We start from the raw sequence: 23,965 nt of genomic DNA, 5'->3' as shown, positions 1-23,965 counted from the left end.
TTTTCGCAAGCGTGTGGCACCGGCAGAGTCGGGGTAAGACTCCTACCGACCTAGACGAGGACACCCGTGTTCGAGTACTTCCCTGGCAACTACATCTGGAACCTCGGCGTCGTCGCCACGCTCAACTCGGGCGGGATGATCGACGAGGTGGACCGCGCCTGCCGCCCGATCCGCGACCTGGCCGACAAGGGTGCGGACGTCGGGACACAGCAGTTCATGGCGTCGTGGCGCGCAGTGGCTGACCAGCTCGAGTCCCAGGCCAAGGCGGCAGAGGCAGCCGGGCACGAGCGCACAGCAGGGCAGAAGTACTTCCGCTCGGCTGCCTATCTCTGCCAGGCCGAGCGGATGCTGTCGAACTCGTCCCCCGACCGCATCCCCACCTACAAGCACCTCCTCGAGGTGATGGAGCGCTCCTTCGAGCTGGTCGACCCCGCCACCACCCGAGTGGAGGTGCCGTTCGAGGGGACCACCCTGCCGGCATACTTCACGAACGCCAGCACGGACGGTTCACCGGTGCCCACCGTGATCATGTGGAACGGGCTGGACTCGACCAAGGAGCACATGTACTGCTCCGGGTGGCCTAGCGAGATGGCTGCACGAGGTATCTCGGTACTCCAGGTCGACTGCCCGGGATCTGGGGAGGCGCTGCGCCTCCAAGGCCTCACGGCCCGCATCGAGACCGAGGGTTGGGCGTCGGCGTGCGTCGACTACCTGGAGACCCGCGCCGACGTACGCTCTGACCGCATCGGACTCGTCGGCTGGTCCTTGGGGGGCTACTACGTCCCGCGGGCGGCAGCGTTCGAGCACCGTCTGGCCTTCGCCGTGGCCTGGGGGGCGAACCACAACTGGGGTGGCGTGCAGAAGCGTCGACTGGAGCGAGAGGGCGAGAACCCCGTGCCCCACTACTGGGAGCACGTGCTGTGGGTTTGGGGACACTCGGACATCCCCACGTTCATCGACTACGCAGAAGGAGTCACCCTCGAGGGTGTGGTCGAACAGATTCGCTGCCACCTGTTGATCACCCACGGGGAGAACGACCGACAGATCCCTGCTGAGCTCGCCTACCGCTCCTACGAGCAGGCCACCAATGCTTCGTCGCGCACGCTGCGCGTCTTCACACCGGACGAGGGTGCGACCGAGCACATCGGGCTGGACCACCTCCCGCACGTCGGCGCCTACACCGCCGACTGGATCGAGGATGTCCTCACCAGGCTCGACTCCGCACCATCCACCTGACGGGTGAGCGACCGGACTCTCGTCTCGGCCTAGGCAACGATCAAGACAGTCGCCGAGACCAGGGTTGCCACCAGGACCGCCCTGTCGAAGTGGGCTTGGCTCAGGCGCCGGGCAGTCCGAAGTCCAACCCAGGTGCCCAGCAACACCGCCGGAGCAAGGACGAGGGATCGCACCAGGGTTGCCCCCGAAAACAGGCCAAGACCGGCGCTGAACGGCACCTTGCACACGTTGATCACGAGGAAGAACACCGCGTTGGTCCCCAGGAAGCGTCGCTTGTCGACTCCTCTCGCCACCAGGTAGAGGGTCATGACCGCCCCTGCCGCATTCGCCGTCATGGTGGTGAAGCCCGCAGCCAGGCCGGTCGACAGGCTGGCCCACCTGGACGACGCGTGTGTCGCGAACTCTCGTTCCGCGCGATGGATCACCAGCTGCAGCAAGCCGAGGACAAAGAGCATCACTCCGATGCCGTGACGAAGGACGGCGTCGTCCACAGCGCTGAGGAACAGGGACCCGAGCACCAGTCCCGGCAAGACGGCGGGGATCAGTGTCCGCAGGAGCCGCAGGTCGGCAGCATGGCGGTAGTGCCACACGGCCACGCAGTCACCGACGAGCAGCAGCAGGAGCAGGGCTGCAGTCGACTCCCGCGTCGGGAGCGAGAAGGCGAACAACGCGACGGCGATCGTGGCCACGCCACCGATGGACGTCTTGGCGAACCCGACCAACAGGGCTGCCACGACCATGAGCGTCCAGCTCAATGCCACCGCTCACTCCCGCAGAGTCGATTTCGACGCGTGCGGCGCTGCCCCTCCGGCGACGCCCCGAGGTGCGCCGGGACAGGGTGGCGACATGACATCTCTGGAACTTACAGACGCGCGCGATCCGGTGCGCGCGAGTCCGGCCCAGGAGACGCGGACCCGCCATGACTCACGCCGGCCGGCGTCGATGATCAGTGGGCAAATGCAGGTGCCGAAGGCCGTGACGGTCGGACCCCCACGCCGATGACCTGCGCGGAGACGGGTGTCCGACCGCATCAGCAGGGCCCGCATCGCTGCTGTACTTCCGAGCTGTACGAGGAACGACCGCGCACCTCCGGAGCTGCGGGCTCAGGAGGTGCGCGGGGAGGGGTGCGTTCAGCGCAGGAAGGCGTAGCGGCGCACGATCGGCAGCTGCTCCCACTGCTGGCCGAACCCGAGCGCCTTGCCGGCGCCGAGCAACATGAGCGCCACGAGGGTCATGGCGTAGATGAGGTGGTCATCCATGAAGAGGTTGTTCTCGGGGGGCAGGACCGCGGTCCACATCAGGACCAGGAGCAGGGCTCCGGCGAAGGCGGCGAACCGCATGGCCACGCCAGCCATGAGGGCCACACCGATGCCGAGCAGGCCGAGCATGAACAGCCAGTCTGCCCACGCTGCGCCGGCGATGCCGTGGTAGAAGTCGGCGAACGGTCCGGTCGCCGCATTCTTCAGGAAGCCCATGGTCGGGTGTCCGCCGTTGATCCAAGCACCCTTGGTGGGCGTCCCGTGGCCGAGTCCGAAGACCTTGTCCAGGAAGGCCCAGAGGAAGACCCAGCCGAGGCTGAGGCGGATGGCGCCCAGGACGTAGGGCAGGACTTGCGAGCTGACCGTCGTGTCGGCGTTGGCCACCAGCGGTTGGCTCGTGGTGCCGCGCTCCTGATCGGTCTGCGATCGGCTGATGGTGCTCATGGTGGCTCTCCCAACTGGGGCCGCTCGCCGCTGACTGCGGTGTGCTGACAGCTCCACTCTGCGACCATCGGAAGCCGCGCAGCAGGGTCGTAGGTCCCGACATCCGGGTGCCACGGGTCCTTCGTCGGGTGATCGCCTTGGGCGTGGAAGACCAAAGCCGCAGCTGCCGGTGGGCTTCTCCGGCGGGAGCTGTTGGTTTGATCAGGGCCGGCTCAGACGCGTTCTCGCACGGGAGGCACAGGCAGGTGCAGGCCGTGGCGTTCGCGGCCCCCGCCTTGGCGCTCGTTGGTGTGGCTGTCCTCAGGGGTCTCCGCGTGGACCACCGCGACCGGGCAGCGCGCTGCGCGCAGGGCCGCCTGCGACACGGACCCCTTGAGCCACCCCGACACCGTGCCGCGTCCGCGGGTGCCGACCACGAGCAGTGCGGCGTTCTCGCTCAGCCGTCCGAGTTCGGCGGCGGGGTGACCCTGGGCGACGTGGCGTCTCACATCGACGTCGGGGTACTGCTCGCCAAACCCGGCCAGGGCTTCGGCGGCAACGGAACGCTCCTGCTCCTCGAGCTGTGCCCCGTCGACCGACCACGTCAAGGAGGCCGAAGCTCCCTCAACCCCGTCGACCAGCCAGGTGTGCACGGCGGTGAGCCCGACACCGCGAGAGGAGGCCTGAGCGAAGGCAAAGGCCAAGGCCGCCTGTGACGTCTCGGACCCGTCCACGCCAACCACCACCCGCGCGTCGGTGATGGTGTGGGAGGCGGCTTCCTGCACGACGATGACAGGAGCGTGGGCATGGGCGCAGACATGAGTTGAGACCGAGCCGAACAGGATGCCTTTGACTGCACCAAGTCCGCGGGCCCCTACGACGACCATCTCGGCGTCGCTGGAGGCCTCGACCAGGATCATGCCGGGAAGTCCGAGGCGGATGATCGTTTGGACTGCCAGACCCGGATGAGCAGTCCGGGCTCGGTCGGCGCCCGCGGCTACCGCCCGCTCGGCGACGTTCTTGAAGGTCTCGTCCAGGCCGGTGATCGCCGTACCGCCCGGTGCTCCGGCGCGCATAGCGGGGTAGGGCGGCGGTGAGTAGGCGTGCACGACCACGAGGGGAGCTGCGCGTCGTGCGGCTTCAGCGGCGGCCCAATCCAGGGCAAGGTCACTCGTGCCGGACAGGTCGACTCCGACGATGATGGGGCGGGAGATGGGATTCATGGTGCACTCCTGATTCTGGGGGCGTTGACCTTCAACCTGCCCTGACGGCCGATGCGGGCACAGGGCCATACGTCCCCGTGCCGCGGCCTGTTCGCAGGTGATGCTGTGTGGATACTGCACACGTTCGGCACCCCACGGGCCTGCCGATGCTCGTCAGCGACGATCGTGACCGTCCGCCCCGACGCCTTCCCCAGGCCCAGTGGCTCCCCTTGAATCGTTGGGCTCCATCAGCTCGGCAACGACCGTCACCTGGTCCCGGTAGCGCACCACGTGCGCGAACGCGGCGTGGTCGACGCCCGCCAGCCGCAGCCGTAGAGGATGGGGGGTCTCGAAGTTGCGCCACCAGGTCTTGTGCTCGGCCATGCCCACGGTGATGCGGACGGTCTGCCCCTCGGTGCCGTAGATCGCGACGAGCCGGTGGTGCCGACCAGTGCGGCGCCCCCTGTACTCAAGGACGGCCAGCCGACGCCCAATGCGTGCCCCTGCTCTGCTGTTGAGCAGCGGGATCAGGAACCGGTTGGCGAGACCGTTCGTCAGGGCCGCGGCGTTGGCTGCGGTCAACGTTCGTGTTCGGACCGGTGTCATGGGTCAAGGGTCCGGCGTGCTCGGCGGCATCGGCAGAGGCGAACGTCCTTCAAGCCGAGCGGATCCCGCCGTCGAGCTGCTTCGAAGAGGATCAGCCCGGCTCCGGCGAGCACGGACAGCTCCGGGACCAAAAGCCCTGTGCCATTGAGAGCGGAAGCAGAAGGGTGGCTTGAACGCACCACAAGGCGCGCGACCAGACAGGTCAGGACACAAACATGAACATGCCCGTGGCACAGAGAGCAGTCGTTGTGGGGCTCGACGGCTCCGAGCAGTCGCTGAGTGCCCTCGACTGGGCGATCGAAACCGCTCAGCTCGAAAGGCGTGGCCTGCACCTGGTTCACGCGCATGGGCGCCGTCGGGGCTCGCATGAGGCCGGGGCGGCCATCATCGAGGGGGCCACGCAGAGAGCCGCTGTCACGGCCCCAGGCCTGCGGGTGCGCGTGGCGGACATCGCCGGGACTGGCGCGTCCGCGCTGATTTCCGCCTCCAGGCTGGCTGCATTGGTGTGCGTCGGAGCCCACGGGACAGGAGGGCTGGTGCCCGCCGCCCTGCTCGGATCCACCGCACGCGCCGTGGCCGCGTCGGCCCGCTGCCCGGTTGTCGTCGTCCCTCGCTCGGACCCGGGAGGCGAATACCCCCGGCGCATCGTGGTCGGGGTCGACGAGTCCTGGGGTTGCCATGACGCAATCGGGTTCGCGTTCGAGCAAGCAGACCTTCGTCGCGTGCGACTGACAGCTGTGCACGCATGGCACCCCTCGGACCGAATCGGACTCGCTGGCAACATCGCGCCCGCTGACAAGTGGCGCACCCTGATCGGCAACGAAGAGGCGGCCACGGCTGAGTCCCTGGCCGGCTGGACGGAGAAGTACCCCGACGTCGAAGTCAACCGGGTGTCAATCCGCAAGCCTTCCGCCACAGCCATTCTTGCGGTGGCCCGTGACGCCGCGCTCATCGTGCTCGGCTCTCGCCATCCCAGGCCGCGCCCGGATCTCGCCGGCTCACCGACCATCCGCAAGGTGCTCCGTGAGGCCGGATGTCCGGTCGTGGTCGTCCCACAGTGCTCGACGTGACCAGCAGTCGAGGGGGCCGAAACAGCAGCAGCGTCATACCCGGCGTGTCTTCTGGGTATTCCAGTGAGGCGCCCCCTCGCCGAAGGCTTGCGGGCGGGCGCGGGATCCCGTTTCCGACAGTCGCAGCACACCCACCAGGCTCCGCGCATCGGCTGCTCGGGCGGTGGGTTCGGTGGACTGTCACAGGGGAGATGGCCGGCTTCGTCGCGCCCGCCGTACTCGGCGTGGTCAGCGCCGAATGGGCGCCCCGAGCGGCCCTCCCGACGATGGTGGCGGCTGGAGCTGTGGAAGGTCTGCTGCTCGGCGCTGCCCAAGCGCACGCGTTGGCCCCCTGCGTTCCGAGGTTGCGCACAGTGCGGTTCGCCCTCCTGACCGCCGCCGCGGCTGCACTCGCCTACATGCTCGGCATGTTGCCGTCCGCAATGGGGGCTCGGCTGACGGAGGCGCCACGCGTGCCGGTCGTGCTGGTCGGCACGGTCGCCGCGCTCGTCCTGCTTGCCTCCATCGGCACCGCCCAATGGCTGGAGCTGCGGCGACACGTCGGCAGAGCTTGGACGTGGATCGCGACCACGGCGGTTGCTTGGCTCGCGGGTCTCGTTGCCTTCCTACTCATCGCCACGCCCTTGTGGCACCCAGGCCAGCGACCTGCTGTGGTGGTCCTCGTCGGATTAGTCGCGGCGGGAGCGATGGCGACCGCTGTCGCACTCGTCACGGGTCTGGCCCTGCAACGCCTTCTCGGGCGCCGACATGTCACTCCCCGACCAAGGCTCGGCACCCCATCCCTGTCAAGCCCGACCCCGCGAAGCACTTCTGAAGCGCCCCAGGCTGATGCCGCTTCCTTCTGGGCGCACTGACGCGGAGGAGTGCCGCGTGCGCTGATCAACACGTCGGATCGCCTGGGTGTGCCCGAAAGGCCCCGACCGGCGTCTACTATCCGCGGGGAAATTGCGGCGAAGTCCGCCGCCTTCCCGCGACTTCGCGGGCGGGGGCGGCATACGCAGGACTGTAGATCCATCGCGAAAAGCCGGGTCAACGGTCAACGCATGTTGCCGGTGTGGCCCAGGCTGAACAAGCCGGGCTGCGGCCAGACGCACAGGCCGTGTGGTCCTGAGTCGACGGCGATCGTGTGCAGGAGCCTGCCCGTGCTGGTGTCGAATACGTAGACCACGGCGTCGTAGCGCCCTGCGAGCCACAGCTGCGACCCGTCGGCCGTCACCCCGCCCATGTCCGGCGACCCGCCCCCGGGAATCCTCCACACGGCCGCGGTCGCGAGCGTGACGGCGTCGAGGACCGTGATCGTGCCCGCGTCGCGGTTGGAGACGTAGACCTGCTTGCCGTCGCGCGAAGGGTACAAGCCGTGCGCGCCCAGCCCGGTGTGGATGAACCGCGCGACCTTGAGGGTGCGGGCATCGACCACCCACACGCCGTTGCGCAGCATGTCAGCAACGAGGAAGTGCTGGCCGTCAGGGGCGAGCCGGACGTCCTGGGGCATTGAGCTGGCACCGGGGCGCAACCCGTTCTTGGGGCTGCCCGGCATCGCCATCGCCTCGCCAGGTGACGTGGCTCCGGGCGTCTTCACGGTGTTGAGGTCGATGACCTGCCGGACCCTGGTCGCCGCCTTGTCGATGACGACGAGCTTGCCGCTGAACTCGCAGCTCGCCACGAGGAACGACAAGTCGGCCGAGTAGTCGGCGTGATTGATGCCGGCGCACGGCACCGCGAGCGAGCGTTGGAGCCTCATGGTGTGGGCGTCGCGGACGTCGATGCGGTGCAGCCGTTCTGCCATGACGAGCGCGTGCTTCCCGTCCGGGGTGAAGTACAGGTTGTAGGGGTCCGCGACGTGCACCGGTCGGCCCGCCGTCCCCGTCACCGGACTGACCGGGGTCAGGCTGTTGCCCTGGTCCGCGTTGACCCACAACGTCTTCAGGTCCCACGACGGCACCACGTGTTGCGGCTCCCGCGGCGTGCGGAACCGTCCGACGACCCGGTACGTGCGGGGGTCGATCAGCTGCACGGTGTTGCTCAACGTGTTCGGAACGTAGACCATCGGCCGCGCAGCGAGGGCCGCTGGACCGAGCGCCCCGGCGCCGGCCGCGGCATACACATTGGGTAGAGCTGCGGCAGGGGGCGTCCCGCCGTTGGCATCGACCGGGGCGGTTGCCCTGGGGGCCGCGCCTGTGGCGCGAGACGACGAGACGGTGGCCCCCACGAGGGACGACGAGGTATGCCGCGTGGCTGGGCGGGAGGCGCAGGCCGCCACCCCTGTGACGATGACCAGCGCCAGGGTCAGGGCGCTGCTGATCAGGGTGATTCGGTGGGCCATGGATCGGAGGGCCCGAGGTCGGGGTCCCACCGCAGGCTCGGCTCGCATCATGCGTCCCGCAGCAGGGTCGACAGGGTGACGGCGTGAAGGCCCTTGGTGCGCAAGCCGGTCAGGATGGCGGGAAGCGCGTCCACCGTGCCGCGGTGGCCGAAGTGCAGGCTCACGATCGAGCCCGGGCGCACGGACCTGAGCGTGCGGTCCCGAACGGCTGTGGCGCCGGGGTCTCGAAAGTCCTCGGGGTCCACGTCGTAGGAGACGCAGCGGTGGTAGCCGGCTGCGGCTGCGGCAGCGCGGATGGTGGCGGTGCTGTGCTGGGTTCCGGACGGGCGGAACCACCAGCCGGCGGTGCCCACGGCTGCCTCCAAGGCCTGGGCTCCGCGCACGGCCTCAGCCACAGCCTGCGCCCGGGTCAGCTGCTTCATCTGCTGGTGGCTCCAGGTGTGGTTGCCGAGCTCGTGCCCGGCCGCCACGATCTCGGCGCCGAGGTGCGGGTTCTGGTCCAGCCAGGTGCCAACGGCGAACACCGTCACGGCGGCATCGGCACGGGCGCATGCGCTGAGGATCTCGCGGGCCATCCCGACGGGACCCTGGCCGTGGAAGGTGAGGGCCACCTGGCGGGCGGTGGTGGGTCCGTGGGTGATGTCAGGCCCGGATGTCATGGCCAGGCGCGGCGGTCCATCGGGGTGAGTAGCCGAACCGGCGGTCGGGGAGGTGTGTCCCGCAGCGCGGGAGGGCGATCCGCTCGACGGCGGCTGCTGGCTCGGGCCCTGCGCGTCCCGGCTCGGCACCCTGGCGGAGGGCGGGCTGGTACCTGGCGCAAGGCGCTGGGGCGCCCCCCCCCGGGGGGGGGGGGGCACCGCTTCGGTCGACGTCGTCGGACTTCCCCTTGAAAGCGGGACGTCGCCCGGATGGCCTAGGACCTGAGCCACGCTGTTGGACCCGGACGGTGGCCATCGACCGTGACCTGCGGGTCCGGGCAGGCGACATTCAATGGTAGGGGCGGCGGGAGCCAATGCAAGCCATGGCCGCCTCAGCTGAGTGGACGTTCAGGGCTCCGAGGACCCGGCGATCCGGGACCCGACGCGGACTCGGCACGGACCCGGACCGCGACGCGCCCAGGGTGCGACCAGGTGGTCCGGTCTTGCAGTGGGTCGATCTCAGGACCGCTGCAGCCGGTCCAGAGCGTCGCGGAGGGCCTCCACGGCCTCGTCCTGCCGGTCGTCAGGCACCCAACGCAGGACCACCTTCGGAGCCGCGTCGGCCCCGGCCGACTCGAAGGTCAGCGGCCAGCTGGACTGGTGCGGCCAGTCCGCACGCAGTCGTTCCTCCGCCTGGTCCACCGTGAGCGGGCCCGTGAGGGTGACGTGGACGTCGTGCGCCACTCCGGCGGTCGTGCGACGTTGGTTGGTGACGCGCTCGACCTCGGTGACGGTGACTGGCGGCTGTGCATCGCTCATGGCCGCCCCGTACCCACGCCCGCCGATTTCATTCGTCCTTGGCACGCCCACGCGTCGACCTGCGGGCGCTGACGAGGGGCGGAAGCAGGCCTCCCGCCCCTCGACCCAGTTGCCCCCGCCGAGCTACTGGGTGGCGCGCACGTTCTCCACTGAGGACTGGGCCTGGGTCCTGACGTCCTCGGCGGTGGACCTTCCCTCCTGGGCGACGTTGTCCTTGGCCTCCATCGCGGTGTCCTTCACGCTCTGAGCCGCTTGCTTCGCGGGCTCCTTGAGCTCCTGCGCGGTGTCCTGCGCCACGCTCTTGGCCTCTTCGACGACGGGCTGCGCCTTGTCCTTGAGCGCGCTGGCGGCCTGCTTCTCCTTCTCGGAGGCCGGCAGCATCGAGCCGACCAGCCACCCGGCACCGAGGGCGATCAGCCCTGCCGCGAGGGGGTTGCCCTGCGTCTTGCTGCGAGCCTTGTCGGCAGCGGCCCCCGGCGCGTCGGCGACCGTGGACGCGGCGTCGGAACCTGTGGCGCGCAGGTCGTCGGCCGTGCCCATCACCCGGTCCTTGACCGAGGTCGCGACACCAGCCACCTTGTCGGCCTGACGGCGTGCGACGTTGGAGGGGCTGACCGTCTCTGTGAGCGCGTTGACATCGTTGCTCAACCGGCCCCGGGTGTCCTCGATGTCCCGGCGGATCTCATCTGGGGTGTTCGTCATCGCTTGTCCTCGTTCCCTTTGAGCGCGTCGGGGATCTCCCGCGCCGTCTCTGTCGTCTGCGGAATTCCCTTGACCTGCTTGAGCTCCCGGCGTCCGGTGGCGGCCAGTACCGCGGCCACGAGTGCCCAGATGGCCGCCACGACCAGGGCCGACCAGGCCCGGCCGGTCGCGTTGCCTAGCCCCCACCACAGGGCGACCGACAGGAAGATCAGCACGAAGTGGCCGGCGACACCGGCACCGCCGAGCATCCCGGCGCCCTTGCCGGCCTGAGTGGCCGACTGGCGCAGCTCGGCCTTGGCGAGCTCCGTCTCCTGGCGGATGAGCGTCGACAGGTCGCGGCTGATGTCGGCGAACAGCTCGCCGACATTGCTGAGCGACCGTGTCGGCGTCTCGTCGAGCCGGGGGTCCTGGCTCATCGGGGGAGCCCGCTCGCGTCGGCCCCGCTCCCACTGATCGGCGCGGTCCCGCCGTGAACGCCTCCTGCGTCGCTGGGCGTGTCGCTGACGGGATGGCTGCCGGTGGCGGTGCTGGTCCCGCTGGCAGAGCCGTACGCGGAGTAGCCGGCAGTGCTGTGATCCACCGGCGAAGGGGCGGCGCCCGCACCACCCGTGGGGCCAGCCGTGTCGGATCGGTCCTGGTGGTCCGCGACCAGGCCGCGGCTCAGACGGCCTCCGACCAACCCGACGAGGGCGGCCGTGGCGAGGAATGTGCCGGGACGCTGCCGGGCGAACTGCTTCACCTCCGAGACCAGCGAGCCCGGGTCCCGCTGGTCGAGCCAGCCGGCGACATCGCCGATGCGCTGCGAGGCCTGATGGGCCAGGTCGCTGGCGACGCCCTGCTGGTCCGAGCCGTGAGCCATGCTGGACAGCTCCTGGCTGAGCGACCGCAGGCCTTCGGCGACCTTGGTCTGCTGCTGGGCGCTCTGGTCGATCAGCTGGTTGCGGGTCTGCTGCCACAGCTCCTTGGCCTGCTGGCTGGTCTCCTGCGCCACGTTCTTGGCTTCCTCCTTGCCGACCTCGGCCACGTGGCGGGCGCCTTCCTTGGCCTGCTCGCCCGTGGCTCGTGCCTCGTCCTTGGCGACCTCTTTCGTGTCGGTGGAGCCCGGGGTCGCCCCCGGGCCACCCGTGCCGCCGCCCGGGGTCGCCCCCGGGCCGCCCGTGCCGCCGCCCGTGCCGCCATCCCTGCCAGCACCACCGCTCGGGGTCGTGGAACTCGTGCTGATGGGGCTGTCGGTGCCGTGGCTGTCGGTGCCGTAGGTGTCGGTGCCGGCGGCGGGGGAGGTCTCGACCGTGCCGAGCTCGCGGGTGGCGTCGTCGTCCTGCGTGCGGGCGCTTCCGTAGGTCTCGCTCATGTCCATTCCTGTCCTGTCAACGAGTGCTGGACCGGCGGTGTGTCCACCGCCGCTACGGGGGGCTTACCCGCGTCTGACCTGCCCAAACGTCGCAATGTGGCTATTTCCGACGGGGTGCCGGGCCGCTCTGGAGGAGCCCGAGCAGAGCGCGGGCGTCGTGGGGTGCGTGTCCGCGGGCGTCGTTGTCGAAGTACACGTGCACATTCAGCCCGGCGTGCGCCCACCGCCGGATGCGACGGCCCCACGACTCCAGCGCGTCGCGTGAGTACCCGCTTCGGTAGAGCGCGGTGTCCCCGTGCAGCCGGACGTAGACGAGGTCGGAGGTGACGACCTCGAACTGAGGCCATGTGCCGGCACTGTCCGAGATCACCATGGCGATGTCGTTGCGCTGCAGCACTTCTCGAGCACGTGATGAGTGAAAGCTCTCGTGGCGCGGCTCGAGGGCGTGCCGAAGCGGTGCGCTGACGAGGGGTGTCGTGAGGGCGCGGTCCGCCCCCACCTTCTCGTCGTGTCTCGATGCCAGGTCGGCCGCAGCCTCGGTCGTGCGTGGCAACAGGTCGAAGAAGGCTTCCAGCCGCTCCTCGTCGAACGCCAGGCGGGCAGGCAGCTGCCACAGCACGGGGCCGAGCTTGTCGCCCAGGGCGAGCACCCCGGAGGCGAAGAAGTTCGCGAGCGGGGTCTCCACGTCCACCAGGCGGCGCATGTGGGTGATGAAGCGACCGCCCTTGACGGCGAACACGAAGCCCTCCGGCGCCTGCGCTGCCCAGGCGGCATAGCTGCTGGGTCGCTGCAGCGAGTAGAAGGAGCCGTTGACCTCGACCGCCGTCAGCTCCCTGGAGAGGTGGCTGAGCTCGTCACGCTGGCGCAGGCCGGCCGGGTAGAAGTCCCCGCGCCATGACGGGTAACGCCAGCCGGAGGTGCCCACGCGGATCTCGCCCGGTCGAGGACCTGGCTCGCCCTGGTGGGAAGAGGTGACGCGTGGCGTCATACCGCTGGATGCATGTGGTTCTCGGGCGCACTCGCGAGATGCAGGCAAGCCCTGCCCCTAACCACCTGACCGAGACGGCGGCGCCTGGCTGTCGCTCGCACTCGTCGGGTCGGCGGCCCGGCTGCGCGCCTGGTCGACAGTCCACTGCGTGTCACAGACCATGCACCGGAACGCGGGGTGCAGGCGCGAGTCCTTGGAACCAGCCGGCCCTGGCAGCATCACGGTCGTCGCCCTGTCGCTTCCGCACTGCGGGCACACGTGCGTGCCCATCTACCGGCCGCCCGCCGTGCAGGTATGCCGTACGAGCACCCCGACTCTCACCGTGTCACCTTTCGCGGACATACAGTCTCCAACCCTTTCGCGGACCTACTGTCCCAACGCTTCGCGGACCAATTGTCCTCCGTCAACGACTGGGTACCCAAGGACTGGGTACCCAGGACGGACGGCGGACAAACGCGCGGCGGTGACTCGAATGGGTCGGGCGGTTTGCCGCGGCCGGCAAGTGGGTACGGCACGTCGCGAGCGCAACACCGAGTTGTGCCGCGTCACCGAGGAGGCAGTCCATGGGCAAGCCCGACAGCGCCGGCACCGCTACGAGTCCCCAAGGCGATCAGGGCTCGGGTGCCCCGGCATCCACCGACGCTCAGGACGGAGGCCCCGGGTCCCACACCGAGGACCAGACGGGTGGCGCCGCCAACGACCCCGCGAGCGGTGGCATCCCCGAGGATGCCGAGAGCGAGGACGGCACTCCCGCCGGCTGAGCTCCCACGGCGCGAGGCGAGGCCTGCTGTTGCGCTTGCTCGGGTGCGGTGGTTGTCTGGGGGAAAGACAACCGGTCCAGCAGTGGTGCCTTGTCCCCAACTCGAACTCGAGGGGATGCACCGTGTCAGCACCGCTTGTCCTTACTTCCCATACCGCTTCGTTCGCCGAGCCGGCATCGACCGTTCAGGACCACGAGCGCGCCGAAGCGCTCCTCGCCGAGGTCCAGGACTGTTCGGACCCCGACCGGCGGGACGAGCTGCGACGCCAAGCCGTCGTCCTCACCCTGGACCTGGCCGACGGGGTCGCTCGCCGCTTCAGGGGCCGGGGGATGGACGTCGAGGACCTCGTCCAGGTGGGTCGGGTGGCCCTGCTGAAGGCTGCCCACGCCTACCGGTGCGGCTACGGGAGCAGCTTCGCGGCATACGCCGTCCCCACGATCGCCGGCGAGATCAAACGACACTTCCGCGACAACGCCTGGGCGGTCCGGCCGCCACGGCGGCTGCAAGAGCTGCGCGCCGAGCTCGTCCGCGAAGAGGATCACCTGCGGCACCTGCTGCTCCGCGAGCCGACCGAGGCAGAGCTCGCCCAGAGCCTCGGGCTGCCCAGCTCCGACGTGCGTGATGCCCACGCGTGTTCACGGGCCTATCGGGCCGTGTCCCTCGACCTACCGCCGGGGGCTGGGGTGCCGGACGTGGTCGACGACGAGCCCGGCGTCGATGACCTCATCGCCGACCGGGACCTGCTCGCGCGGGCGCTCGAGGGCCTGAGTGACCGCGAGCGGCTCATCCTGAGGCTGCGGTTCGTCGAGGAACAGACCCAGTCGCAAATCGGGGTCGTGCTCGGTGTCAGCCAGATGCAGGTCTCCCGGCTCCTTGCCGTCATCCTCGGAAAGCTTCGCAGCGACCTGCTGGCACCTGCTGCATGAACCCAACCCGGTGGGCGGCTGCCGCCGGGACAAGCGTGGAGGAGGACAGGCATGAAGATCGGCTACTTCCTGTCGTGTGAGGAGTACGGTCCCCACGAGCTCGTCGAGCAGGCTGTGCTCGCGGAGAAGTCGGGGTTCACGCGGCTCTGGATCAGCGACCACTACCACCCCTGGAACGACGAGCAGGGACAGAGCCCCTTCGTCTGGTCGGTGATCGGTGCGATCTCGCAGGCCTGCTCCCTGCCGGTCACCACAGCTGTCACGTGCCCCACCGTTCGGGTGCACCCGGCCGTGGTTGCGCAGGCTGCGGCGACCTCGGCCGTGATGCTCGGTGGGCGTTTCGTCCTCGGGGTCGGCTCGGGCGAGGCGCTCAACGAGCACGTGCTCGGGCAACCGTGGCCGCACGCCGAACGGCGGCTGGAGATGTTGGAGGAGGCCGTCGAGGTGATGCGTGCCCTGTGGACCGGTGAGGTGGTCTCGCACGAGGGACGGCACTACACGGTCGACACCGCACGGATCTACACCCTCCCTGAGCAACCCCCGCCGGTCTACGTCTCCGCCTTCGGGCCCAAGGCGTTGGAAGTGGCGGCGCGCATCGGTGACGGGTTCATCACCACCAAGCCGGACGGTGATGCGGTGGCTCAGTTCCGACGGCTCAAGGGCGACGACCAGGCGCCGGCCATGGCCGGCTTCAAGGTGGCGTATGCCGCGACGGCCGAGGAGGGGCGCGACCATGCTCATCGGTTGTGGGCCAACTCCGGGCTACCGGGCGAGCTCGCTCAGGTGCTTCCTTCCCCGCAGCACTTCGAACAGGCGGCGACCCTGGTGACGAAGGAGTCGACAGGGGAGTCGGTCGTGTGCGGCAGTGACGCGGGGGAGCACCGCGCAGCGTTCGACCCGTTCGAGAAGGCGGGTTTCGACGAGGTGTACGTCGCGAACATGGGCCCCCGGTGGAGGGAGATGATCGCGTTCTACGGCGAGGAGGTGCTCCCCCAGCTGTCGTGACGGGTTGAGTCGGTGTGGGCAAGAGGAGGAGTGATGCAGACATGAGTGACGGCTGGGCACTGGGCATCGCCTGGTGGCTCTTCCTGGCGATGCTGGCCGTGCTGGTGTTCACGATCCTGCGCAAACGCCCGTGATGCGGGCGGCACGGATCCTGCTGGTCCTCGGCTCGGCACTCATCGTGGGCGGTTGCATCGCTCCCGCCCTGGACCGGGGCGCCTTCGAGCAGAACGCCAAGAGCGCCCTGGAGTCGGCGGCCAGTGAGACCTCGACGGCGCAGATCGCAGTGGACGTCCTGCTGTCCGGCAAGGCCACGAACGCCTACGCCGACACCGTGGTCACCGACAGCGAGAACGCCATGGGGGGCATCGAGACGAGCTTCGGTGTCGTCGACCCGCCCACCCCGACCCAGGACGAGCTGCGCGACCAGGTACTCACCCTGCTCGGAGACGCCGACGACGCCTTGGCCCATGCCCGGATTGCGATCCGTCGCGGCGACGTGTCCTCGCTGACGGACGCCCGCAAGGAGCTTGACGACGTCAGCTCCCACCTGGAGTCAGCCAGGGCAGACCTCAAGTGAACGGGGACGAGTCTTCGTGAAGAAGGTCTTCGCGGTCGCGCTGGGCATCTTGACCGCCATCGGCGGGTTCGTCGACATCGGCGACCTGATCACCAACGCCCTCGTCGGGTCCCGGTTCGGGCTGTCCCTGGTCTGGGTGGTCCTCGTCGGGGTGGTCGGCATCTGCGTCTTCGCGGAGATGAGCGGTCGGGTCGCCGCCGTCAGCGGACGCGGGACATTCGACCTGATCCGCGAGCGACTCGGTCCGCGGGTCGGGCTGACCAACCTGGTCGCGTCCATGCTGGTCACGTTCCTGACCCTCGCCGCCGAGATAGGCGGTGTCGCGCTGGCCATGGAGCTGGCAACCAGCGTGAACCGGTTCCTGTGGATGCCCGTGGCCGGCGCCGCGGTGTGGTTGGTGCTGTGGCGGGTGAAGTTCGCCGTCCTCGAGAACGCCTTCGGGCTGGCAGGCTTGTCCCTCGTCGTGTTCGCTGTCGCGGTGTGGAAGCTCAGCCCTGACTGGAGCTCGCTGGCCCAGCACGCGTTCAACCCGACGGTGCCGCCGAACGAGTCGCACACCGTGTACTTCTACTACGCGATCGCCTTGTTCGGCGCCGCCATGACCCCCTACGAAGTGTTCTTCTTCAGCTCCGGCGGGGTCGAGGAGAAGTGGACGGCGAAGGACCTGGGCACCATGAGGGCCAACGTGTTCATCGGGTTCCCACTGGGCGGCATCCTGTCCGTGGCGATCGCCGCCTGCACCTCCCTGGTGTTCCTGCCGCACGGCATCAGCGTCGACACGCTCGGACAGACAGGACTGCCAGTGGTCCTCGCCGTCGGAAAGCTCGGACTCGCGTTCCTGCTGCTGGGATTCTTCGCCGCCACCTTCGGCGCTGCGTGCGAGACCGGCCTGTCCGTCGGCTACAGCGTCGCCCAGTACCTGGGTTGGCAGTGGGGCAAGTACGTGGCACCCCTTCGTGCTGCCCGCTTCCACACGGTCCTGCTGCTGTCGTGCATCGGCGGTGTGGCCCTGCTCCTGACCACGGTCGACCCCATCATGCTCACGGAGTACTCAGTGGTCTTCAGTGCCATCGCCCTGCCCCTGACGTACTTTCCCATCCTGGTTGTCGCCAACGACCGCACGTACATGGGTAGACATGCCAACGGGCGGTTGGCGAACTCCTTGGGCATGGTCTATCTGGTCCTGGTCATCGTGGCGTCGGTAGCCGCCATTCCCCTGATGGTCCTGACAAAGGCGGGGCAATGATGCCCAGGACATCTCGGGCCGACAGCATCGACGTGACCCTCAGGGTGATGGACCACCAGCTCGTCGGCCCCAGCGGTGCGCTCCTGGGAAACGTCGACAACCTCGTCGTGCGTCAGGAGAAGGACGAGCTGTTCATCATGGGGGTGCTCAGTGGGCCGGGTGGGTTCGGGCCACGCCAGCCGGGGCTGCTCGGGCGGTGGATCGTCGCCGTGTGGAAACGCCTCAACCCGGGCGAGGACCCCAGCCCGCTCATGGTGCCCATGTCCCACCTGCGCAGCATCGGATCGGCGATCACCGTGAGTGACTATGCAGAGGGCGTCCTTCAGGGCGCCGCAGGGCTCGAGCAATGGCTACGTCGCCACGTCATCTCGGCCATCCCCGGGGCGACAGCCGGCGACGATCGGCTGGCCGGGACGACCGTGGGCCAACCAGTCGACCACGACGAGCTCACGCCACCCAAGGGCTCCCACCTGGTGAGTGACCTGCTCGGAGCAGAGGTCGTCGATGACACCGGTGGGTCCCTGGGTGCGGTCCTGGAGCTTCGCGGGCTGCCGTTCGAGCAGACCGGCCTCGAGGTCGGCCGGCTGCGCGTGACCAGTATCGTGTTCGGGCCGCGGGCTCTCGGTGGCGAGCTGGGCTACACCACCTTGACCGACCAGGGCCCATGGCTGCTCGCACGCTCCTTCGGCTGGTGGCACCGTGACGACCGCGAGGCCACCTGGGATGACGTCGCCCACATCGACTGGGCCGAGCAACGGGTCACGCTCCGGGCAGGCCAGAACTGGCGACATCTACACGCTGCGGAGCCAGGCGGCTAGCAGTGTGTGGACGCCGCGTTCAGGTTCGGGTCAACGGCTGCGCTCCGTTCAGGACTGCAGCGCCGCCAGGGCCTGCTCCTTGGCTGCGGTGAAGCGGTCGCCGAGGTCTGACAGCTCCTGGTTGGAGGCGCTCGCGGCGAAGGCAGGCAGGATCTCCTGCTCCTCCTCCTCCACGTGGTGGCGCACCTCTCCGATCATGGCTGCGATCAGCCCGTCCACGCCCGGCGCCTCGGGGTCCGCCTCCAGGAGCTGCTGCAGGGTCTGCTCCACGTGGTGGTGTTCGGCGAGACCGTCGTCCACGTCCGTGCCTTCGTCCGGCACGGTCGCCTTGATGGCCGGGTACACCACCTGCTCCTCGGCCTTGGAGTGGGGGATCAGCAGCTCGGCGACCTGCTGGAGCAAGCCGGGTATGTCCGCGGGTTCGGCCTTCTCGAGCTGCTTGAACACCGACTCGAGCGTCTTGTGGTCGTCCTTGATGAGCGTGATGACACCGGGCATGAAAACTCCATCCGTCGAGGCGGCTTGCGATGAGCGTGCCCCTGCTGCTTACCCAGTCGACGGACAAGTACACCCTCAACCGGCGCCCGGGTTCACCCGGTTGGAGAATGGCGCCGGCGATGGCCGGACTCGAGGTGGCGTGTGCCGCGACGGCGGTCAGTACCAGTGTCGGCGGCCGCCGATGGCGCGGCCGGTCGAGCCGAGCAGCAGGAGCACCAGCCCGATGACCGCCAGGATGACGCCGATGGTGATGAGGACGGGGATATCGGCCAAGTAGCCGATGACGACCAGGATGAGGCCGAGGATGATCATGGGTACCTCCTTCGTCCCGTGCCGCCAAGATACTGCCCGGACCGAGCGCCTTTCAAACGTCCGGGACCGGCTGGTGCGGCCTGGGGCGCGGTCGCCCACAGGGCGGGTGGCACAATCCGAGACGTGAACCCGTCGCCTGCGTCCGTCATGGTGCTGGCCGACCCTGTCGAGGGAGCGTCCTCATGAGTTCGGCACCTCGGACGGCCCCTCGTCTGGAGGACGTCGCGCGCGTTGCCGGGGTGTCGCACCAGACGGTCTCGCGGGTCGTCAACGGGTCCGCGCGCGTGGCGCCGGCCACCCGCGCCCGGGTGCTCGAGGCGGTCGCCGAGCTCGGATACCGCGGCAACAGCGCGGCCAAGGCGCTCGCCACCCAGAAGAGCGGTGTGGTCGGGGTCGTCGTGGCGGGGCTTGGCTTCTTCGGCCCGTCCAGCACCGTGGTGGGCCTGGAGCTGGCGGCTCGCGCCGAGGGCTACGGCATGGTGCTCGCCTCCCTGCGCGAGGTGACCCAGCAGGCAACCCAGGACGCCCTCGACCACCTGGTCGGCGAGTCGGTCGAGGCCATCGTGCTGATCGCTCCTGTCGACACCGGCCTCGACCTGGGTGTCCGGTCGCGGCTGCCGGTTCCCGTCGTGGTCCTGGACGCGAACCCCGTGCGCGCGCGCCTGTCGGTTGGAGTGGACCACGAGGCCGGGGCACGGTTGGCCACCCAGCACCTGATCGACCTCGGGCACCGCCACATCGCCCACCTCAGTGGTCCGTCGGACTGGTACCAGGCCGAAGCCCGCACGCTCGGCTGGCGCGGCGCGCTGGAGGATGCCGGGCTGGGGACCCCCGAACCCCTGGTGGGGGACTGGACCGCCTCGAGTGGGTACCGCCTCGGGCGTCAGCTGGCCGCGCAGTCGGAGGTGACGGGCATCTTCGTCGCCAACGACCAGATGTCCATCGGCGTGCTGCGCGCCCTGGCCGAGGCCGGTCGCACGGTGCCCGGCGACGTCAGCATCGTCGGTTTCGACGACCTTCCGGAGTCCGAGTACTTCACGCCGCCGCTCACGACGGTCCGGCAGAACTTCGTGGCCCTGGGTCGCGGGGCCATGGGCCTGCTCACCTCGGCGATCCGTGGCGAGCTGGAGGAGGGCACCGTCACCGTGCCGCCCAAGCTCGTGGTGCGTGCCTCGACCGGTCGTCCTCCCGGCTGAGTCGAGCACGGTCGGAGGTTTCTTGGGGCGAGGTCTTGACAAGGCAAGTGTTAGCGCTAACATCTGCTGTTAGCGCTAACACGAACCCCGTGGCGGGCGCATTGGCTCACTGGCGAACCAACAGCACGAGGAGCGTTCGATGACGAACGAGGACAGCGACGACAGCTACGTCGTCGGCGTCGACTTCGGGACCCTGTCCGGCCGTGCGGTGGTGGTACGCGTCAGCGACGGGGCCGAGCTGGGCAGCGCGGTGTCGGTCTACCCGCACGCTGTCATCGACGAGGCACTCCCGGGGACGGGCGAGCGGCTCCCTCCTGAGTGGGCGCTCCAGGTCCCGACGGACTACGTCCACGTGCTGCGCACCGCGGTTCCCGAAGCCGTCCGCGCCGCGGGGATCGCCCCCGAACGGGTCGTCGGCATCGGGACCGACTTCACGGCGTGCACGATGGTGCCCACGCTCGCGGACGGCACCCCGCTCAGCGAGACCGCCGGCTTCGCCTCCTCGCCGCACGCCTACGTCAAGCTGTGGCGCCACCACGCGGCCCAGGGACAGGCCGATCGCATCAACGCCCTCGCCGCCAAGCGCGCCGAGCCGTGGCTGGGTCGCTACGGCGGCCTCATCTCCTCGGAGTGGGAGTTCGCCAAGGGCCTGCAGATCCTCGAGGAGGCCCCCGAGGTGTATGCCGCCATGGCCCACTTCGTGGAGCTTGCGGACTGGATCGTGTGGCAGCTGTGCGGGGAGTACGTGCGCAACGCCTGCACGGCCGGATACAAGGGGATCTACCAGGACGGGGAGTACCCGAGCCGCGACTTCCTCGCCGCTCTCAACCCGGGCTTCGCCGGCTTCGTCGACGACAAGCTCGCCCACCGCATCGGACAGCTGGGTGACCCTGCCGGGCGGCTGACGGCGCAGGCGGCAGCCTGGACCGGGCTGCCGGAGGGCATCGTGGTGGCGGTCGGCAACGTCGATGCGCACGTCTCGGCACCCGCTGCCCAGGCGGTCGAGCCGGGGCAGCTCGTCGCGATCATGGGCACGTCGACCTGCCACGTTCTCAGCAGCACCGTCCTGCGCGACGTCCCCGGGATGTGCGGTGTCGTCGACGGGGGCATCATCCCGGGGCTCTGGGGGTACGAAGCCGGTCAGTCGGGAGTGGGCGACATCTTCGGCTGGTTCGTGAGCTCGTGCGTTCCCCCGGAGTACCACGAGGCGGCCGCCCAGGCAGGGGTCTCGGTTCACGAGCACCTCACCGCGCTTGCTGCGGCCCAGCCGATCGGGGGGCACGGCCTGGTCGCGCTCGACTGGCACAGCGGCAACCGGTCGACCCTGGTGGACCACGAGCTGTCCGGTCTCGTCGTCGGACAGACGCTCGCGACCGCCCCTGAGGACACCTACCGCGCACTGCTCGAGTCCACCGCGTTCGGCGCCCGGGTCATCGTCGAGGCCTTCGAGGGGTCCGGCGTGCCGGTCACGGAGTTCGTCGTCGCGGGTGGCCTGCTGCGCAACCCGCTGCTGATGCAGATCTATGCGGACGTCCTCAACCTCCCCCTGTCCGCGGTCCGGTCGGAGCAGGGCCCGGCGCTCGGCTCGGCCATCCACGCGGCCGTGGCGGCGGGGGCCTACCCCGACATCCGCAAGGCCGCGCAGGCGATGGGCGGCCGCACGGTCGCTGCCTTCGTCCCGGTCCCGCAGAACGTGGCCGCCTACGACGAGCTGTACGCCGAGTACCTCGCGCTCCACGACCACTTCGGACGGGGCGGCAACGACGTCATGCGCCGGCTCAAGGCGATCCGCCGCAAGGCCCTGTCATGAACGCCCTCGCCCTCCCTGCAGTCCGGGAAGCCGTGGACGAGCTGCGCGCCTCGGTCGCCGACCTGCACAGCGAGCTCACGCGCAACGCCCTCGTCGCCTGGACCGCGGGCAACGTCTCCGCGCGGGTGCCGGGCGAGGAGCTGCTCGTCATCAAGCCGTCCGGGGTCGCCTACGACCAGCTCAGCGCGGACGCGATGGTGGTGACCGACTTCGAGGGTCGACTGGTCGAGGGGTCGCACGCTCCGTCGTCCGACACGGCCGCGCACGCCTACGTCTACGCCCACCTCCCCGAGGTCGGAGGAGTGGTGCACACGCACTCCACCTACGCCACGGCCTGGTGCGCCCGGCGCGAGTCGATCCCCTGCGTGCTCACGATGATCGCCGACGAGTTCGGCGGGGACATCCCCGTGGGCCCGTTCGCCCTGATCGGGGACGACTCGATCGGCCGGGGCCTGGTCCAGACCTTGGCGAGCAGCAGGTCGAAGGCGGTTCTCATGGGCGGGCACGGCCCCTTCACGGTGGGGCCCGACGCCCGAGCGGCCGTCAAGACGGCCGTGATGCTCGAGGACGTCGCCCGCACCGTGCACGTCGCCAGCCAGCTCGGGAACCCCTGGCGGCTGGACCAGGCAGACATCGACCGGCTCTACGACCGCTACCAGAACGTATACGGGCAGAAGGGAACTCCCGCCTCATGACCACTCAGCCGAAGATCTGGTTCCTCACGGGCAGCCAGGGCCTCTATGGCGAGGACGTCCTGCGCCAGGTCGCCGCACAGTCAGCGGTGATCTCCGATGCCCTCCAGTCCGCGGGGACCCTCACCGCCGAGGTGGTGGCCAAGCCGATCCTGACCGATGCCGCGTCCATCCGCCGCGTGATGCTCGATGCCAACGGTGACGACGACGTGGTCGGAGTCATCGCGTGGATGCACACCTTCTCCCCGGCGAAGATGTGGATCTCCGGGCTCGATGCCCTCGCGAAACCGCTGCTGCACCTGCACACGCAAGCGGGGCGGGACCTCCCGTGGGCCACGATCGACATGGACTTCATGAACCTCAACCAGGCCGCCCACGGCGACCGGGAGTTCGGCTACATCCAGACCAGGGTCGGGGTCACGCGCAAGACGGTGACCGGACACGTCAGCGATCCCACCACCGTCGAACGCATCGCGACGTGGGCCCGTGCAGCGGTCGCCCGGGCCTCCCTGCGCACGCTCCGGGTCGTGCGCTTCGGCGACAACATGCGCGACGTCGCCGTCACGGACGGCGACAAGGTCGAGGCCGAGCTGCGCCTCGGCGTCTCGGTCAACACGTACGGCGTCAACGACCTGGTGGCCGTCGTGGACCAGGTGGCCGACGCCGACATCGACACGCTCGTGAAGGAGTACGAGGACCTGTATGCCGTGGCAGCGGACCTGCGCTCGGACGGCGGGCGGCACGAGTCCCTGCGCTACGGAGCGCGGATCGAGCTCGGGCTGCGGACGTTCCTGGAGGAGGGCGGCTACGGCGCCTTCACCACCAACTTCGAGGACCTCGGCGGGCTGCGCCAGCTGCCCGGGCTGGCCGTTCAGCGCCTCATGGCCGACGGCTACGGCTTCGGTGGCGAAGGGGACTGGAAGACCGCGGTCATGCTCCGCACCCTCAAGGTGATGGCGCGGGGACTGCCCGGCGGCACCTCGTTCATGGAGGACTACACGTACCACCTTGAGCCCGGTCGCGAGCTGATCCTCGGCGCGCACATGCTCGAGGTCTGTCCCTCGATCGCGGCCGAACGGCCAAGCCTCGAGATCCACCCGCTCGGCATCGGAGGTCGCGAGGACCCGGTGCGGCTGGTGTTCACCGCCGCTGCAGGGGAAGGCATCGTGGTCGGCATCTCCGACCTGGGCGACCGGTTCCGGCTGACAGCCAACGAGATCGACGTCGTGCCACCGCTGGCCGCGCTTCCCAACCTCCCGGTCGCGCGAGCGGTCTGGAGCCCGCGTCCCGACCTGCGCACATCCACCGAGTCCTGGCTGGTCGCTGGGGGTCCGCACCACACGGTGCTGTCGACCGCCCTGACGGCCGAGCACCTGCACGACTTCGCCGAGATGACGGGCCTCGAGCTGGCCCTCATCGACGCCCACACGACCACCCGCGGCTTCGTTCGCGAGCTGCGGTGGAACACCGCTTACCACCGGCTGGCCCAAGGCCTGTGAGGCGCCGC

26 protein-coding genes are annotated in these 23,965 nt (G+C 69.4%); 13 read left to right on the top strand and 13 right to left on the bottom strand.

Annotation, left to right across the window (positions count from 1 at the left end):
* Nucleotides 1-66: 66 nt before the first annotated feature.
* Complete coding sequence (locus tag AC1DS4_RS08035; protein ID WP_477624012.1) at nucleotides 67-1,236, top strand: alpha/beta hydrolase family protein; 1,170 nt, start codon at nucleotides 67-69, stop codon at nucleotides 1,234-1,236.
* A gap of 29 nt (nucleotides 1,237-1,265) precedes the next feature.
* Here AC1DS4_RS08035 and AC1DS4_RS08030 read toward each other — a convergent pair whose 3' ends face one another.
* The 4 genes from AC1DS4_RS08030 to AC1DS4_RS08015 all read right to left on the bottom strand — a co-directional run bounded on the left by AC1DS4_RS08030 (nucleotide 1,266) and on the right by AC1DS4_RS08015 (nucleotide 4,726).
* A complete protein-coding gene (locus AC1DS4_RS08030; RefSeq protein WP_477624013.1) occupies nucleotides 1,266-1,997 on the bottom strand; it encodes a sulfite exporter TauE/SafE family protein in 732 nt (243 codons plus the stop codon).
* 369 nt (nucleotides 1,998-2,366) lie between these two features.
* Nucleotides 2,367-2,939, bottom strand: coding sequence for a DoxX family protein (locus AC1DS4_RS08025; RefSeq protein WP_477613607.1), 573 nt, complete (start codon nucleotides 2,937-2,939; stop codon nucleotides 2,367-2,369).
* A gap of 212 nt (nucleotides 2,940-3,151) precedes the next feature.
* Nucleotides 3,152-4,141 (bottom strand): universal stress protein, encoded by a 990-nt coding sequence (locus tag AC1DS4_RS08020; protein WP_477624014.1) that lies wholly within the window; start codon nucleotides 4,139-4,141, stop codon nucleotides 3,152-3,154.
* Nucleotides 4,142-4,294: 153 nt separating this feature from the next.
* A complete protein-coding gene (locus AC1DS4_RS08015; RefSeq protein WP_477624015.1) occupies nucleotides 4,295-4,726 on the bottom strand; it encodes a hypothetical protein in 432 nt (143 codons plus the stop codon).
* 215 nt (nucleotides 4,727-4,941) lie between these two features.
* Between AC1DS4_RS08015 and AC1DS4_RS08010 the strand changes: the two genes are divergently transcribed.
* Both AC1DS4_RS08010 and AC1DS4_RS08005 read left to right on the top strand, forming a co-directional pair.
* Nucleotides 4,942-5,796, top strand: coding sequence for a universal stress protein (locus tag AC1DS4_RS08010; RefSeq protein WP_477624016.1), 855 nt, complete (start codon nucleotides 4,942-4,944; stop codon nucleotides 5,794-5,796).
* A 191-nt stretch (nucleotides 5,797-5,987) separates the two neighbouring features.
* The gene (locus AC1DS4_RS08005) at nucleotides 5,988-6,650 is read left to right on the top strand and encodes a hypothetical protein (RefSeq protein WP_477624017.1); all 663 of its coding nucleotides are present in this window, start codon (nucleotides 5,988-5,990) and stop codon (nucleotides 6,648-6,650) included.
* A 182-nt stretch (nucleotides 6,651-6,832) separates the two neighbouring features.
* Here the strand turns inward: AC1DS4_RS08005 and AC1DS4_RS08000 are convergent, their stop codons facing one another.
* From AC1DS4_RS08000 to AC1DS4_RS07970, 7 genes are all read right to left on the bottom strand, one after another.
* Nucleotides 6,833-8,119: a YncE family protein gene (locus AC1DS4_RS08000; RefSeq protein WP_477633420.1), complete on the bottom strand. Its 1,287-nt coding sequence runs from the start codon at nucleotides 8,117-8,119 to the stop codon at nucleotides 6,833-6,835.
* Between the two features lie 47 nt (nucleotides 8,120-8,166).
* Nucleotides 8,167-8,778: a polysaccharide deacetylase family protein gene (locus tag AC1DS4_RS07995; RefSeq protein ID WP_477624019.1), complete on the bottom strand. Its 612-nt coding sequence runs from the start codon at nucleotides 8,776-8,778 to the stop codon at nucleotides 8,167-8,169.
* A gap of 498 nt (nucleotides 8,779-9,276) precedes the next feature.
* A complete protein-coding gene (locus AC1DS4_RS07990; protein ID WP_477613603.1) occupies nucleotides 9,277-9,576 on the bottom strand; it encodes a hypothetical protein in 300 nt (99 codons plus the stop codon).
* 123 nt (nucleotides 9,577-9,699) lie between these two features.
* Entirely contained in the window at nucleotides 9,700-10,278 is a 579-nt protein-coding gene (locus AC1DS4_RS07985; protein WP_477613602.1) for a DUF3618 domain-containing protein, read from the bottom strand.
* Nucleotides 10,275-10,694: a phage holin family protein gene (locus tag AC1DS4_RS07980; protein WP_477624020.1), complete on the bottom strand. Its 420-nt coding sequence runs from the start codon at nucleotides 10,692-10,694 to the stop codon at nucleotides 10,275-10,277. Before AC1DS4_RS07980 ends, AC1DS4_RS07985 begins: the two co-directional genes overlap by 4 nt.
* A complete protein-coding gene (locus AC1DS4_RS07975; protein ID WP_477624021.1) occupies nucleotides 10,691-11,629 on the bottom strand; it encodes a hypothetical protein in 939 nt (312 codons plus the stop codon). The genes AC1DS4_RS07980 and AC1DS4_RS07975 overlap by 4 nt, the downstream gene beginning before the upstream one ends.
* Before the next feature lie 100 nt (nucleotides 11,630-11,729).
* Nucleotides 11,730-12,617, bottom strand: a complete 888-nt coding sequence (locus AC1DS4_RS07970; protein ID WP_477632300.1) for a DUF72 domain-containing protein — start codon at nucleotides 12,615-12,617, stop codon at nucleotides 11,730-11,732.
* A gap of 563 nt (nucleotides 12,618-13,180) precedes the next feature.
* On the opposite strand from AC1DS4_RS07970, the gene AC1DS4_RS07965 reads away from it, so the two are divergent.
* The 6 genes from AC1DS4_RS07965 (at nucleotide 13,181) to AC1DS4_RS07940 (ending at nucleotide 17,950) form a co-directional block, all read left to right on the top strand.
* Entirely contained in the window at nucleotides 13,181-13,378 is a 198-nt protein-coding gene (locus AC1DS4_RS07965; protein WP_477624023.1) for a hypothetical protein, read from the top strand.
* Nucleotides 13,379-13,500: 122 nt separating this feature from the next.
* Nucleotides 13,501-14,304, top strand: a complete 804-nt coding sequence (locus AC1DS4_RS07960) for a sigma-70 family RNA polymerase sigma factor (protein ID WP_477624024.1) — start codon at nucleotides 13,501-13,503, stop codon at nucleotides 14,302-14,304.
* Between the two features lie 51 nt (nucleotides 14,305-14,355).
* Complete coding sequence (locus AC1DS4_RS07955; RefSeq protein WP_477624025.1) at nucleotides 14,356-15,309, top strand: TIGR03557 family F420-dependent LLM class oxidoreductase; 954 nt, start codon at nucleotides 14,356-14,358, stop codon at nucleotides 15,307-15,309.
* Nucleotides 15,310-15,442: 133 nt separating this feature from the next.
* On the top strand, nucleotides 15,443-15,886 hold the full coding sequence (locus AC1DS4_RS07950) for a hypothetical protein (RefSeq protein ID WP_477624026.1): 444 nt from the start codon (nucleotides 15,443-15,445) through the stop codon (nucleotides 15,884-15,886).
* Nucleotides 15,887-15,902: 16 nt separating this feature from the next.
* Nucleotides 15,903-17,132 (top strand): Nramp family divalent metal transporter, encoded by a 1,230-nt coding sequence (locus tag AC1DS4_RS07945; RefSeq protein ID WP_477624027.1) that lies wholly within the window; start codon nucleotides 15,903-15,905, stop codon nucleotides 17,130-17,132.
* Nucleotides 17,132-17,950 (top strand): hypothetical protein, encoded by an 819-nt coding sequence (locus AC1DS4_RS07940; protein WP_477632301.1) that lies wholly within the window; start codon nucleotides 17,132-17,134, stop codon nucleotides 17,948-17,950. Before AC1DS4_RS07945 ends, AC1DS4_RS07940 begins: the two co-directional genes overlap by 1 nt.
* Nucleotides 17,951-17,998: 48 nt before the next feature.
* Here AC1DS4_RS07940 and AC1DS4_RS07935 read toward each other — a convergent pair whose 3' ends face one another.
* Both AC1DS4_RS07935 and AC1DS4_RS07930 read right to left on the bottom strand, forming a co-directional pair.
* Nucleotides 17,999-18,448: a hemerythrin domain-containing protein gene (locus tag AC1DS4_RS07935; protein ID WP_477624029.1), complete on the bottom strand. Its 450-nt coding sequence runs from the start codon at nucleotides 18,446-18,448 to the stop codon at nucleotides 17,999-18,001.
* 156 nt (nucleotides 18,449-18,604) lie between these two features.
* Nucleotides 18,605-18,760, bottom strand: coding sequence for a DUF6131 family protein (locus AC1DS4_RS07930; RefSeq protein ID WP_477613591.1), 156 nt, complete (start codon nucleotides 18,758-18,760; stop codon nucleotides 18,605-18,607).
* A gap of 182 nt (nucleotides 18,761-18,942) precedes the next feature.
* Here AC1DS4_RS07930 and AC1DS4_RS07925 point away from each other — a divergent pair, with 182 nt between their 5' ends.
* The 4 genes from AC1DS4_RS07925 (at nucleotide 18,943) to araA (ending at nucleotide 23,957) form a co-directional block, all read left to right on the top strand.
* The gene (locus AC1DS4_RS07925) at nucleotides 18,943-19,956 is read left to right on the top strand and encodes a LacI family DNA-binding transcriptional regulator (RefSeq protein WP_477632302.1); all 1,014 of its coding nucleotides are present in this window, start codon (nucleotides 18,943-18,945) and stop codon (nucleotides 19,954-19,956) included.
* A 139-nt stretch (nucleotides 19,957-20,095) separates the two neighbouring features.
* Nucleotides 20,096-21,766: a ribulokinase gene (gene araB, locus AC1DS4_RS07920; protein ID WP_477632303.1), complete on the top strand. Its 1,671-nt coding sequence runs from the start codon at nucleotides 20,096-20,098 to the stop codon at nucleotides 21,764-21,766.
* Nucleotides 21,763-22,461, top strand: a complete 699-nt coding sequence (locus AC1DS4_RS07915; RefSeq protein WP_477632304.1) for an L-ribulose-5-phosphate 4-epimerase — start codon at nucleotides 21,763-21,765, stop codon at nucleotides 22,459-22,461. The genes araB and AC1DS4_RS07915 overlap by 4 nt, the downstream gene beginning before the upstream one ends.
* Nucleotides 22,458-23,957 (top strand): L-arabinose isomerase, encoded by a 1,500-nt coding sequence (gene araA, locus AC1DS4_RS07910; RefSeq protein WP_477632305.1) that lies wholly within the window; start codon nucleotides 22,458-22,460, stop codon nucleotides 23,955-23,957. Before AC1DS4_RS07915 ends, araA begins: the two co-directional genes overlap by 4 nt.
* Nucleotides 23,958-23,965 lie beyond the last annotated feature (8 nt).

It is taken from the genome of Pedococcus sp. P3_C7 (genome assembly GCF_056402615.1).
The sequence above is the reverse complement of the archived record's forward strand: the minus strand, read 5'-3'. Positions and strand labels throughout refer to the sequence as shown.